The 13,532-nt window shown below is 44.4% G+C and carries 9 protein-coding genes; 3 read left to right on the top strand and 6 right to left on the bottom strand.

Annotation, left to right across the window (positions count from 1 at the left end):
* Positions 1-64: 64 nt before the first annotated feature.
* Positions 65-3,142 carry an insulinase family protein gene (locus tag ACT3S4_RS03570; RefSeq protein ID WP_201560556.1) on the top strand — a complete coding sequence of 1,026 codons (3,078 nt, stop codon included), beginning with the start codon at positions 65-67 and terminating at the stop codon, positions 3,140-3,142.
* A gap of 101 nt (positions 3,143-3,243) precedes the next feature.
* Here ACT3S4_RS03570 and ACT3S4_RS03565 read toward each other — a convergent pair whose 3' ends face one another.
* Positions 3,244-4,572, bottom strand: coding sequence for a serine hydrolase domain-containing protein (locus ACT3S4_RS03565; RefSeq protein ID WP_201560554.1), 1,329 nt, complete (start codon positions 4,570-4,572; stop codon positions 3,244-3,246).
* Between the two features lie 162 nt (positions 4,573-4,734).
* The gene (locus tag ACT3S4_RS03560; protein WP_045453478.1) at positions 4,735-5,298 is read right to left on the bottom strand and encodes an NUDIX hydrolase; all 564 of its coding nucleotides are present in this window, start codon (positions 5,296-5,298) and stop codon (positions 4,735-4,737) included.
* 591 nt (positions 5,299-5,889) lie between these two features.
* Here ACT3S4_RS03560 and ACT3S4_RS03555 point away from each other — a divergent pair.
* Entirely contained in the window at positions 5,890-6,624 is a 735-nt protein-coding gene (locus ACT3S4_RS03555) for an NUDIX hydrolase (RefSeq protein WP_444760458.1), read from the top strand.
* Between the two features lie 75 nt (positions 6,625-6,699).
* Here ACT3S4_RS03555 and ACT3S4_RS03550 read toward each other — a convergent pair whose 3' ends face one another.
* The 3 genes from ACT3S4_RS03550 to nhaA form a co-directional block, all read right to left on the bottom strand.
* Positions 6,700-8,070 (bottom strand): oxygenase MpaB family protein, encoded by a 1,371-nt coding sequence (locus tag ACT3S4_RS03550; RefSeq protein ID WP_444760457.1) that lies wholly within the window; start codon positions 8,068-8,070, stop codon positions 6,700-6,702.
* Between the two features lie 62 nt (positions 8,071-8,132).
* Positions 8,133-8,717: a DUF2799 domain-containing protein gene (locus tag ACT3S4_RS03545; protein ID WP_201560549.1), complete on the bottom strand. Its 585-nt coding sequence runs from the start codon at positions 8,715-8,717 to the stop codon at positions 8,133-8,135.
* 149 nt (positions 8,718-8,866) lie between these two features.
* Positions 8,867-10,069 carry a Na+/H+ antiporter NhaA gene (gene nhaA, locus ACT3S4_RS03540; RefSeq protein ID WP_201560547.1) on the bottom strand — a complete coding sequence of 401 codons (1,203 nt, stop codon included), beginning with the start codon at positions 10,067-10,069 and terminating at the stop codon, positions 8,867-8,869.
* Positions 10,070-10,565: 496 nt separating this feature from the next.
* On the opposite strand from nhaA, the gene ACT3S4_RS03535 reads away from it, so the two are divergent.
* Complete coding sequence (locus tag ACT3S4_RS03535) at positions 10,566-11,321, top strand: TSUP family transporter (protein ID WP_201560545.1); 756 nt, start codon at positions 10,566-10,568, stop codon at positions 11,319-11,321.
* Between the two features lie 106 nt (positions 11,322-11,427).
* Here ACT3S4_RS03535 and ACT3S4_RS03530 read toward each other — a convergent pair whose 3' ends face one another.
* Positions 11,428-12,804: a dicarboxylate/amino acid:cation symporter gene (locus tag ACT3S4_RS03530; RefSeq protein WP_045444003.1), complete on the bottom strand. Its 1,377-nt coding sequence runs from the start codon at positions 12,802-12,804 to the stop codon at positions 11,428-11,430.
* Between the last annotated feature and the right edge of the window lie 728 nt (positions 12,805-13,532).

Below are 13,532 nucleotides of genomic sequence, written 5' to 3'. Positions count from 1 at the left end.
GCTATATTTAGTCATTAATCGCATATTATTCTAAATAAAATTAGAGCAATCCATAAGGAAAATTATGACCGACACATTATCTACTACTGATCTAACTTTGCATCCTGCCTTTGAGCTGATTGAGCACCGCCATATCGATGCATTGTCGATGGACGTATTGATAAGCCAACACGTTAAAACAGGCGCGATGCATTACCACTTGGCACATCCGAGTGACGAAAATGCCTTTTTGGTTGGCTTTCGAACTCAGCCAATGGATTCAAAAGGTGAGGCGCATATTTTAGAGCACGTGGCTTTATGTGGCTCTGAAAAGTTCCCCGTTCGTGACCCATTTTTCTCAATGATTAAGCGTTCGCTTAATACCTTTATGAATGCGATGACCGCTGCCGATTGGACGGCGTATCCGTATGCGACGCAAAATAAAAACGACTACTTTAATTTGCTAGCCGTTTATCTGGATGCCTCATTTTTCCCCAATATTCATCCGCTGGATTTTGCTCAAGAAGGTATTCGTGTAGAATTAGACGAAAATGATAAGCCGCAATTTAAAGGCATCGTCTTTAATGAAATGAAAGGCGCAATGAGTGGCGAGATTGACCAGTTGTATCATACGGTCGCCCATCATTTATTCCCAACGACGACGTATCACTATAATTCGGGTGGCGATCCAGCCGATATCCCAGACTTGACGCATACTGAGCTAGTTGAATTTCATCAGAGCCATTATCATCCGTCAAACAGTGTGATTATGAGCTTTGGTAATATTCCAGTCGCTGAAACCCAAGCTAAAATCCATGAAGATGCCTTGATTCAGTTTGAAGCGGGCAAAAAACATGTCTCGCGTCCTGAAAAACGCCTGTCTGCACCGATTAGCGCCGTTGATACTTATACCGCTGACGAAGCAGGTCCTGACCAAACTCATCACGTGATTGCATGGTTATTACCATCGATTACTGATCCAAAGCAGCGTTTGGCATTGCGTTTATTAGAAGGCGTGCTGGTTGAGCATGCTGGTTCGCCGCTACGTGCTTATTTGGACAGCCATCCACTTGGTAAAGCGCCAAGTCCGCTACTAGGTTTGGATGACAGTCATTATGAAATGGTCTTTTATACGGGACTACGTGGTTCTAACCCTGAACACGCCGAAGCGGTAGAGCAGGGCATTATTGATTTGCTTAAAGAGGTCGCGAGCCAACCAATTGATGATGAAACCATTGAGACGATTCTGCACCAAATCGAGATTGATCAGCGCCATATCGGCGGCGATAGCATGCCTTATGGTCTAAATCTCATGCTAGAAGGTTTTAGCACTGCCATTCATGATGGTAATCCTATTGATGTCTGGGAAGTTGATGAGCATTTGCAGTGGCTACGTGAGCAAGTAAAAGATGCGCAATGGTTACCGAATTTAATCAAGCAGCATTTGCTTGATAATCAGCATCGTGTGCGTGTGACCATGACGCCTGATAGTGAAAAATCCGCCCGTTTGGCGGCAGCTGAGCAGACTCGTCTTGATACCATCGAAATGGATTTGACCGCTGATGATAAAGCTATCTTAAAACAACAAGCGTTAGATTTGGCAGCGCGCCAAGCCGCGCCTGATGATTTAAGCTTATTGCCAAAAGTGGGTTTAGAAGACGTACCGACCGATATCAGCTTTAAACAAGGCACGCAAAAGCAGATTAATTTAAGTGGCAAAGACAGCACCTTATTTGAATATGAAGCGGGCACTAACGGCTTATATTATTATCAAATAATTGTACCGTTGACTGATGCGATTGGTAATGAGGATACAAGCGAGCTACCCGTTAATGAAGTCATTAATCATCCGCTGTTGCCTATCTATTTAAGCTTATTATCAGAGCTAGGTACAGATTCGCTCAGCGCTCATGAAATGCAGGCCAAGCAAGCGGCGCATTCATCAGGGGTGACGGCGCGTATTAGTCAGCGTACCAATGTCGATGACAGCCAAGCGATTAGCAGCTACTTTGTGGTGGCAACGCGCGCGCTGAATCGTAAACCTGAAGCGATTGATTTGCTCAAAGAAGTGATGGAACACAGTATCTTTAGTGAGCATGATCGTATCAAAGAAATCTTGCAGCAGCGTCAAGCAGGCTGGCAATCAAACCTTGCTGGTTCAGGGCATTCCTATGCCATGCAAACCGCCAGCCGTGGTATGAGTCGTCAAGCGCAGTTAGAGTACGTGCGCAGTGGTCTGCCAGCATTGAACGCGCTAAAAGACTTCTTAACTCATGCCAGTACCGACGACGCACAGTGGGATAAATTAGCAAACAGCTTGATGGACTTACATCAACGTCTAATTAGTTTGCCTAAGCACGCGGTTATTATTTGCGAAGCCGAGCAAACTGAACGCTTAAGCAATTTAATTGTTGATAGCTGGAAAGACAGTCAAGCGCCAAAGATTGCAGCGCAGTTAAAAAATACTGATGCGAGTATTGAAGACAATATCCCAAGCGAGTTTGCTGAATTGCAACTTGATACGGCGTTAAATGGTGATAAAGACGCGGTCGAAGCGCTAGAAAGTGATGTGGCGCTCGATGTTGAAGACTTAGCGTGGCTAGTCCCAACCAACGTCTATCATAATGCCAGCGCTTATACCGTACCAGCGGCTGATCATCCTGATACAGCAGCTCTCATGGTACTCGCGCCTTATCTACGCAATGGTTATCTGCATAGCGCTATTCGTGAGCGCGGCGGTGCTTATGGCGGCGGTGCGGGCTACGATGCCAATGCCTGTGCCTTTAAGTTCTTTAGCTACCGTGACCCGCAGTGTGCTGAAACTTTTGCCCATTTTGATGCCAGTATCGAATGGCTATTGAATGAGCCGCAAACAGACGAGCAGTTAGAAGAGGCCATCTTAGGTATTATCTCAGGAATGGATAAGCCAGGCTCTCCAGCAGGGGAGGCGGTTAAAGCCTGCTTTGCTGACTTACATCATCGCGGTGTAGAGTGGCAGCGTAAAATGCGCGCGTCAATATTGGCTGTGACCGTGGCTGACTTACAGCGCGTTGCTAAGCAATACCTACAAGGACAAAAGCACGTACGTGCAGTACTCGCGCCTTATGATAAAGAAGCGGCAGTGCAAGAGTTAGGCTTTAGCATTTATAAAATTAAAAGCTAATCTTCTTCAAGTCTGCTGATTTAATCGTTATATAAAAAACCGCCGCTTTCACTAAAAATGGAAGCGGCGGTTTTTATTGCTTGATAGTGTTTTTTACAGGCTTACTTTTTGATTAAGTAATTGGCGACTGCTTTATAGGCAGGTAAAGAAGTCGGGTCTATTTTGCCGTTACTGGCATCCGGATATGACGCAAAACGAACGATGACCATATCAGCTGCTGGATCCACATAGACAGTTTGACCGTGGACGCCGCGTGCTGCATAGATGGGCGTGGGGTTATTAAATAACCACCACATGCTTGTGTAGCTGCCGTTAGTCAGCTGCTTATAATCGGCTTTCGCAAAAGCCTCTTTATCGCCACCCGCTTCGATATTATCAACGACCGCAGCTGGGAATAAGCGCTCACCATTAATTTCGCCTTTATTGAGCATCAAGCTACCAATGCGTGCCATATCATGCAAGCCTGCACTAAGACCGCCGCCAGCAAACGGCGTACCTTTAGCATCGACCGTCATATAGGCGCTTTGTTCAGCACCGATTTTTTGCCATATGCGTTCCGAGAGTAATTCATTCACCGCTTTACCAGTCGTACGCGAAATAATCCAGCCTAGGGCATCGCTATTAATGGTTCGATAGTTGAAAGCTTCCCCATGTTCGCCGTTCTTCTTAACTGTTTGCAGGTACTCAAAGTAACCATTGGGTCCGTTATAATCTTTCGGTTTTGGTAATGGGCTTGCCGCTTCTGAATACTTCCAGATATCGGCATTAGGATCGGCATAGTCTTCGCTATAATCGAGCGCTGTGGTCATGTCCATGACTTGGCGTACGGTTGCATCACCAAAACCACTGTTTTTGAGCTCTGGAATGATAGACGCCACCAAAGCTTTATCGTCAAGCTTACCTTCGGTCACGAGGATCTCTGCTAACAGCCCAGTCATTGATTTGGTCATCGACATCGCCGCATGATTGCCCAGCTCATTGAGGCAGCCGTTTTGGCGCTCGTATACCACCTTGCCATGATGCATGACCATAATGCCGTCAGTATAATTGGCATCCAGTGATTGCTTCCAAGTCATCGGGCGCTTACTGTTAGTAGGCATAAAGGTGATGGCATCGATATTTTTATCTAACTCATAGCTGAGCTTGGAAGGTGCGCCGATACCGCGACTGACGTCAGTGGTGGGCATCAATTCACGGATATGACAGACCGTCCAACGCAGCTTGGGAAAACTAAAAAAATTAGAGGAAGGTTGAGTAATCAGTTTATCGGCAGGCGGCGGAAAACCTTGCATCCAGCCAAGGGTTTGTGGGTCGGATTGTTTGGCGGTTAACCGTGCATCTTCCGCATGGCTGGTGATACTTATACTGGTTAGGGTCATGGCGATGGTCAGCGGTAGTAGCGGTAAAGAGCGTTGCAATAAAGTCAGCATAATATTCTCGCAAGTCGGCTTAAACGATTAACTTCAGACAATAAAAAACCATTGATAAGTGGCTATATTCAAAACTTAGCATAAGACTTATCAATGGTTTTTACCAACCACTTTTGTAAAGCAATTGATTTTTTTATAAGGTTATTTTTTATATGCTTATGGCTAGTAGCGCTTGATCGCTTGGTCTTTACCGATGATATCTTGATGAATAGGGAAGTTTTCATGGTTATCGTATTGCTTGCGGTCAGCAAAGTAGCTTTTTAGGGTACGACGTACCGCTTCAAAGGCAAGTTTGTCCCATGGAATGTCTTCTTCGGTAAATAATGCACAATCGAGACTTTCAGAGCCAATGCCATAAGCACCGTCTTTTAGCTCAGTGATATAGATACTATAAATTTGCCCGATATCAGGAATATCATATAAGCAATATAAATGCGGATTGATGACGACCGCTTCTGCTTCTTCAAAACTTTCACGAGCGGCCCCTTCTGCCATGGTTTCGCCATTTTCCATAAAGCCAGCTGGCAATGTCCATAAGCCATACTGTGGCTCGATCGCGCGGCGACATAGCAGTACCCGATGCTTATGCACAACGAGTGAGCCACAAATCACTTTTGGATTTTCATAGTGAATATAGTGGCAATTGGGGCATACCAAGCGTGGGATATTATCCGTGGCTGGTATTTTGCGTTCCGCTTCATGACCGCATTGTAAACAATAGCGCATATTAACTGCCTTATTTAATGATAAATCTACATGATAAATAGAAATGAGAAAAAGGATTGTCATTCTTTGAAGAATTATGGTTCTTATTTTATAAAATAGTATGACTTTAGCTTATCAGATGTTAGGTGATCATAGCTGTTAATCCTAAGATAACACAAATTCTCATCACACTGGCAGTGATAATAACAAGCACACAGGTTTGCGCAACTGCTTACGGCTACGGTTGCTATTAATGAATGTATCAGCAGGCAGAGCAGGACAGTCACATAAAGTATATGCAGTCACGATAAGATTGCGCTAGGCTAGACTCACGCTAACTATTGAATGATAGCTTTACCTATAACGAGAGTAATGGCTGCCGCGACTGGTGTTGTTGTAAATAAGGGCAATCAGCAAAGCGCGCGCATTTGTCAGAGTAGGGGGTATTAAAAAATGCCACTTTACGTCGCCAAGCATGACGATGAATGAATGGAGGCCAGCATGTAGATACGATATGCGTAGCAATAACACTGGCGCAAGCGTTGTACACATTGCGAGAGATAAGCTCCACCATCCGATGCTTAATTCTAATAAAAATATAGGGCAATAATCATGTTACTTCCCCCGCAGTCGCTACGTTTTGATGAATTTTCAGTCGCTGTGCCGGACTTTATTCGTTATCCCACTATTAGAATGCTGGCGGAACGGGTGCAGCATGAGACCTTGAATGCCGTTACCAGTCCTGCGCTGTATGAGGCTAGCACTTCTCGTAGCACTCGCATTCTAGATAGCTTGTATCAAACACCCATTGCCGATGCCTCGGTATTGGTTGCCATTACTCATGAACGCCATCCAAAACTGCTACTGACACGCCGCGCTGCGCACATGAACAGCCATGCTGGCGAGGTCTCTTGCGTTGGTGGTAAACATGACGCAGGCGACGGTAATAATGTCGTCACCGCTTTGCGTGAAGCCTGCGAAGAGACGGCACTACCACCTAATAAAGTCCAGCTAATTGGTCAATTGCCCATTCAAACCTCTAAAAGCGGTATGAGTGTGCGTCCTATTGTTGCGCTGATTGCGCCAGATTTATTATTGGTCCCTGAGCTTGGAGAAATCTCGCGCATTTTTTGGGCAGATTTTGAAACCTTGCTGACTCAGCCTACTGTCGAGTATGCGGTAGAATATGCAATGCAAGATAAGATCGCGACCATTCTCACGCCTAGCTGGCAAGTGGATGGTGAAACGGTTTGGGGTCTGACAGGGCGAGTGATTGCCAGTCTGTTAGAAACAGGCTTTGATCGCCAGCTTGAGTGGTATTATCGCATCCAAAATACGCGCAATTAATCCGTAAGGCGACTGACGGCTGACGTCTAAACATTATTCATTTTCTTTTAGCTACTATGCTTTATTTATAATTGCTTACTTATAATAATCGTCATTTTTCTTCAGCCACCAGTTCATATTATCTTGGCGTTTGGCGCGGAAAGCTTCTAATTTTTCAGCCACACTTTGATTGTGTTGGCGTGCCGTATCAAGGGCAAAGAGAATCGGCACTGACGATAAGACGCCAAAGCGGATTTTTGATTTTGGCAAATCCAGCCCATCGCCGATATCATCGCCGACCAAAGTACGGGTCACGCTAGCATTGACCATCTCAACGAAACGCCCCCGCCGATTGTCTTCGCCCATCAGCTGACGCGGCAAATCATGCAGAGCCTTGGCTAATGGTTGCCCCATTTTAAAATCAAGTTGCTGAATTGATAAATAGGTATAAAGCCATTCCCAGCAGGCGGTTTCATCTTTTGGTAGGCGATCTAAGTCAACCCCCATCCAATAACTGGCAAGATTCCATAGATGCAGAATACCTGCCGCTTCTTCAGTGCTGATGCGTGCGCCAAGCAGCCGTAACCCGCGCATAATCAACAATGAAAATTGCAAATGAGTAGCAATCATATCGGTTTGATTGATAGGAAGACCCCAATAATCAGTATTCCAGCTGCCATCTGGGTTGTGATGTTGGTCGGCATTTGGTATGACGCCTTTAGCAGCATTGCCTTTACCTTTGAGCAAGTTTTGCCGTACTAGGGTATGAATTTGCCGCACCTTGATTGATTGCCGCCAACCTTCTGAGCCAATCGCCAATACTTGCTCGATAGACTGACGTTGATTATGGGCGCTTGTATTTGGCTTATGTAATGGGGGATGTTCAGAGACGGCTAAGATATAGGCATACGTACGCATCAGGCGGGGCAAGGCATCGTGCATCAATGCGCCTGTCTGAATGAGCGGCAGGGAGAGGGCAGGAATGCTGTAGCCTGCCATCAAGGCGACATTACGTAGTAGCCAAATCAGCATCAGCGGATAGCGTCGATAGGCAACCGCACCAATTTGGGCAAGCTTAGGATCGAACCAATCGGGATGGTGGCTAAATTGTTCAGTCAAGGCGTTAAATGCAGAGTTGTTTGTGAGATTAGCATCGAATTTATTGCTATTGCTACTGTCGCTGATAATAAATTGCTGTAAGGGCTTTGCAAAACGAATGCCGTCAGTGGCTAACGCATCTGCCACTGGATCACCAATATCGTAGCCTGCGACTATTTCATTTAATAAATCTTGCGAGATAACGAAGTCTTTTGGCAATAAATAACGCTTGATGCGCTTTAATACTTGCAAGTCGCTATGGTCATCAATCGCGGTCGTCCGTCCGTGACGCTGATAAGGTTTTATTGAGGGTTGTTGGTGATTCAAAGTAGCAGCCGTCTGTTTATCAGTTATGTTGATTGAATCCATATTTATTAAATGCCTCTTTACCAAATATTTTCCTATTAGATCATTTCACAAGGTCAATCATATTAATAGCTATTTGACTGGTTTAGGGCTTCTAATTGTCTTTGCGTGGTGTTCATATGGCGCTTGGCTTTACGCAGTTCGTCGGCTAATGACAGTAGGCGCGCGCGTGCTTCTTTTTCATTAGCAAAGTTTAGCATCGCCCCACTTTCTAGCTTATCAAATTCTTCTTGGTAGGTTTCTATGAGGCGCTTGTCTTTGTCTAACTGACTGTCTAAGGCGTAATAGTCTAAGCCTTTTTGATTGGCAGTTTGCAGTGCATTCGCCAAGGTTAAGGGGCAGACATTATTGAGCTGACGTCCGCGCCGACCGACATTGTAAGCATTACTGGTCGTGCAGTATTGCTTAAGCCCCAGCTGGCGACCGCGCTCCCATGCCAGATAGTTGGGGGCAACACTGGCCTTGGCACAGGCTTTGGCATGTGATGCAAGGCGATCTGATTGGTAACCTGCCACGCCATCGTTGTAGCCAATAGCCTGCCAGTCACCAACGAGGCACTCCTGCTTAGAGAGCGTGGCACAGCTTGATAGTAAAACAATGCTACCAAGGAGCGCTAAGCTTAACAAAGGCCGCAGTACAAACTGTCGCATGATTATCTCTTCTATGGCTATTGATGCAAGTGCTGATATGGCGAATGAAAAATACTTTTAATGAACCATGCTCGGCTGCCAAAATACGTGAACTATAAAATCATAAGCCACCGATAAGCTAAATCGCCTTTAAGTGGCTTATTTTCTTATTAATGAGGGCGAGTCAGATCGACTGAGGTGCCGCTTACATTGTCTTTCAAGCTGACTTTGAGCATGAGGTAACCTGCGATACCAGAGACGATTGAGCCCATAATAATACCTAAGCGCTCATCAAATAAGGCTGTTTCACCAGCAAATGCCAGACCGCCAATGAACAGACTCATGGTAAAACCAACACCACAGAGTAAGGCTGCACCGTAAATCTGCTTATAATTCATGCCTCTTGGCATGGTTGAGATACCAAGCTTAAAGATTAACCAGCACATGATCATCACGCCCATTTGCTTACCGATGAATAGACCGGCCGCAATACCAAGCGGTACTGAATGGAACAGCTCAGCGAAGCCTGCACCTTTGAGCGATATGCCTGAGTTGGCAAATGCGAATAATGGCAAGATACCGAAGGCAACGGTGTTATGTAAATCGTGCTCTAGCTCTTCTAGCGGTGAGTGCTCAGGATCAGTACGGTCAAACATAGGAATAAATAGTGCTAAGACCACGCCAGCCAAGGTGGCATGGATGCCAGATTTGAGTACCGCAATCCACATGATCACACCGATCAGCAGATAAGGCGTGATGCTAGTGACGTTGCGACGATTGAGAAGGTATAAGAAGGGTAGACATAGACCTGCCACTGCCAATGACTCTAATGACAAATCACTGGTATAAAATAAAGCGATGATTAAAATGGCGCCAATATCATCAAAAATAGCAATTGATACTAAAAATACTTTTAAAGAGTTGGGAACGCGGTTGCCTAATAAGCTCAAAATACCTAGGGCAAAAGCAATATCGGTCGCGGCTGGAATCGCCCATCCTTTCCAAAACTCAGGCTCGTTATAGTTAAAGAGCAGATAGACAATCGCTGGCATAATCATGCCACCGAGCGCCGCACCAGCTGGCAGGATGATTTGCTTAACGTTAGACAGCTCACCGATCAGCACTTCACGCTTGAGCTCAAGTCCCACTAAGAAAAAGAAAATCGCCATCAAACCGTCATTAATCCAGTGATGAGCGTCTTTAGCGATAGCGAACTCACCGATTTGAATGGCAACGGGTGCGTGAATAAAGCCCTCATACCACACATTGAGAGGGGAGTTGGCAATAATCATTGCAGCAATGGCAGCCAATGCTAGGACGATACCGCCCGCTGCCTCAAATTCAAAAAATGCTTTAATCCTGCGTATTGCCATATCATCCTCATTTGCTAAACACGAATTACAAATTAATCCAATAACCTCAAATATCTATGACACGACTCATAAAGACATGATAGACAGCAACAGTTTCTCATACTCTTATTGATATAGACAACAAAATACGTCAACCAAAAGTTATAAGTGCCGCTTGCCACATTAATAATAGCGATATTATAAAGTCGATAGAGCAGACAAAAGCGTGCTCAGTCGTTACATAGTTTTAATCAATCGCTGCTTATTTTAGATACTTATTAGGCCGTTAGACAAATCTAGCAGACTTTTTTACGTTTTTGGCTTTTTTTAGCGTTTTATCTTTATAATGATTGGCATTTTGTGATGTTCTGTCACAGCTTTAATACATATCAGCAGTACTATCAGCTAATGAATAGCAAAGTTGATAGCAACATTGCTACTAATATTTTATTTCCCGTTCTTAAAGCCAGTTTTAGAACTTCCTCATTTTCCATCATAAAATTTACAGGTCAGCGTCATGGAATTATCGCTTTCGTTAGAGGTTATATTAATGCTTACCGCTGTGGCAGCGTTGGCAGGCTTTATTGATGCTATCGCTGGTGGTGGCGGTTTATTGACCATCCCCGCCATGTTACTTGCCAATATCCCACCAGTGCTAACGCTCGGTACCAATAAGCTACAAGCCGCTTCAGGTGCGCTAGCAGCCTCTATTACGATGATTAGAAAAGGGGTGGTCAAACCGCAACGTATCAAAGTAGCTATTGTTGGCGCTTTTATCGGTTCTGTTCTCGGCACTATCGCTGTACAGATGTCGCCGCCGGATCTGCTTGAGACACTGATTCCGTTTTTGATTGCGGCTATCGGGATTTATACCTTGTTTGCGCCTCGACTTGGCGAAGTAGAAGCTGCGCCGCGTATCTCAGAAGGCAAATGGCAAAAAGTGGTTGCACCATTAATTGGTTTTTATGATGGTTATATTGGACCAGGCACAGGGATGTTTTTTGCGCTCGGCAACGTGGCGTTGCGCGGTCGGCAAATTATCGAAGCAACAGGCGCAGCAAAGGTATTGAATTTATCGACCAATATTGGCTCGTTAATATTCTTTATTTTGGGCGGTAATGTGTTGTGGAAAGTAGGGCTTGCCATGATGGTGGGACAAACGATAGGTGCATATTTTGGCTCTCATATGGTGGTCAAGGGCGGTAGTAAGCTGATTCGTCCGATGATTGTAGTGGTATGCTTGGCGATGGTAACCAAATACGTTTTTGGTTGATTGTTGTTCATCAAGTAAATGTATTTAGTAAGGCCAAAAAAACCTCAGCCAATATGACTGAGGTTTTTTATGGATCGTGAATAAATTATCAAAATCTATTCAATGCCTAGCGGCGACGATCGATATCATCGTACTCACTGCCCATGATCCCATCACTAAAGACTTCAGAGAATTCACGCTCATTGTCTTCATCAATGTGACCATCGAACACGTCTTTTGCACCAGCGTTAGGATCGTTATAAATAGCCAAATCCATTTTGCCTTCTGATTTTGCCACAATAGCCGTCACAGCGGCATCGCCACCGACGTTCACTGCGGTACGTAACATATCAAGGATACGATCCACACCTAAGATAAGACCGATGCCTTCGATAGGTAGACCGACTTGGGCAAATACCATTGATAGCATAATCAGACCAACACCCGGTACACCAGCAGTACCGACGGAAGCCAAAACAGACATTAGAATGACAGTCAGATACTCAGTCACGCCCAAGTCAATACCATAAATATTGGCAATGAAAATGGTCGCCGTACCCTGCATGATGGCGGTACCATCCATGTTGATGGTCGCACCAAAAGGCACCGTAAACGAAGCAACTGAGTTATTGACACCCATGCGCTTGGTGACCGTACGCAAGGTAATAGGAATCGTCGCGTTCGAGCTTGACGTACTAAAAGCAAAAATCTGAACTTCACGCATTTTTGCCAAAAAGGTTTTGATGGATAAGCCCGAAGAGACTTTGAGTACAATCATCATAGTGACAAAGAAATGGAATGCCAATGAGCCGACCAATACCGCCACATAACCGAGCAGTGACCAAATCAAGTCTAAACCCAGCTCTGCCATTGCTTTGGTCAATAGCGCAAATACACCATAAGGTGCAAGATTCATAATGATGGTCACCATTTTTAAGATGACTTCATTGATTAATTCTAAGCTCTGCACTAAGCCTTTGGCAGGTTTACCCACCATCAAGATACTAACACCGATCAAAATAGCAAAGAAAATAATCGATAACATATCACCATTTGCCATCGCGCTGATGGGGTTTGATGGGATAATATTAGAGAACACATCTAGCAGTGGTGGTGCTGAAGCTGCTTCAAATGCCGCTTCGGTTTCGATATTCATGCCTTTACCGATACCAAATAGCACGCCAAGCCCAATCGCTGTTGCGATAGCCAGAGCTGTTGTCATCATATAAATAAGAAATGTCTTGGTGCCGATGCGACCAAGCAAACGAATATCCCCAATACCGCAAACACCGCAAATCAGTGAGATCAACACCAAAGGCACGACTAGCATTTTTAACGAGTTGACAAATAGCTTGCCGACAATGGCGAGGAAGCCATTGGTAATGTACGTATGAATGAAACCGCCTTCAGCGTTCAGTCCTGAATAGTTTATAAACAATCCCAGTATGATACCGAGTACCATAGCGACAATAATCTTGCCGGTCAGTCCCATATTTTTCCACATAACTTATATCCTTTGTGTACGTGCCCCAGTAGCGAATAGATAGGCTGCTCACATCAATGTGATTGTTGCCATTATTATCACCGCTCTTGCTACGTCTATTAAATTCTTTCAACTTCCACTTAGTGTCACGTTTTCGGGGCACAATATAAAATAATTGTTAAGGATACTGCAACGTTTTTTTATGACTAAGGTAATATAAATCAATAGTTAAGTTGTCTGCGCCGAATTTTTCGCGAGTAAAGTAGGTAAATGACAAGGCATATTGACCAATATTAGCGCGTGTTGAACATTCAAAAATAGATACTGCTGATCGCCAAAACTGTTTCAGACAAAGCATAAAATGACGGTAATGCTCATGCCTTAATTAGTTTTATAACATATTTTTTATATGGAGCTGGGAGAATTTAGTATTATTTCCAATATTAATAGAGGGAGACAGGGCTGTTTTTTTACCATTTCATTGTTAACAGTAGACGCTTAGAATGACTAAACTGACTATTTTTAATGTTGAGCTGCCTAAAAAGCAGTCTCTGTCATTGCCATGGTTGAATCATCAAACACGCCTTAATGGTTAAAAATGGCGATTTATAACTAAAAAAAGACTGCTCAAATGGGGCAGTCTTTTCTAAGTGAATGATCAGAATGTATCGTGCAAGGCTTCTAGCAGCCTTAACACCTATTGTTTTTTAAATATTTTAAGCCTGATTCTTTTGTGCCTTGCTATTTCA

Source organism: Psychrobacter sp. AOP30-A2-5 (genome assembly GCF_052378115.1).
In the GTDB taxonomy this organism is placed as follows: domain Bacteria; phylum Pseudomonadota; class Gammaproteobacteria; order Pseudomonadales; family Moraxellaceae; genus Psychrobacter.
The sequence above is the reverse complement of the archived record's forward strand: the minus strand, read 5'-3'. Positions and strand labels throughout refer to the sequence as shown.

Bases quoted from the DNA above. Each gene is read 5' to 3' on its own strand.
- ACT3S4_RS03570 (WP_201560556.1), top strand. From the start codon at position 65: ATGACCGACACATTATCTACTACTGATCTAACTTTGCATCCTGCCTTT.
- ACT3S4_RS03565 (WP_201560554.1), bottom strand. From the start codon at position 4,572: ATGCTGACTTTATTGCAACGCTCTTTACCGCTACTACCGCTGACCATC.
- ACT3S4_RS03560 (WP_045453478.1), bottom strand. From the start codon at position 5,298: ATGCGCTATTGTTTACAATGCGGTCATGAAGCGGAACGCAAAATACCA.
- ACT3S4_RS03555 (WP_444760458.1), top strand. From the start codon at position 5,890: ATGTTACTTCCCCCGCAGTCGCTACGTTTTGATGAATTTTCAGTCGCT.
- ACT3S4_RS03550 (WP_444760457.1), bottom strand. From the start codon at position 8,070: ATGGATTCAATCAACATAACTGATAAACAGACGGCTGCTACTTTGAAT.
- ACT3S4_RS03545 (WP_201560549.1), bottom strand. From the start codon at position 8,717: ATGCGACAGTTTGTACTGCGGCCTTTGTTAAGCTTAGCGCTCCTTGGT.
- nhaA (WP_201560547.1), bottom strand. From the start codon at position 10,069: ATGGCAATACGCAGGATTAAAGCATTTTTTGAATTTGAGGCAGCGGGC.
- ACT3S4_RS03535 (WP_201560545.1), top strand. From the start codon at position 10,566: ATGGAATTATCGCTTTCGTTAGAGGTTATATTAATGCTTACCGCTGTG.
- ACT3S4_RS03530 (WP_045444003.1), bottom strand. From the start codon at position 12,804: ATGTGGAAAAATATGGGACTGACCGGCAAGATTATTGTCGCTATGGTA.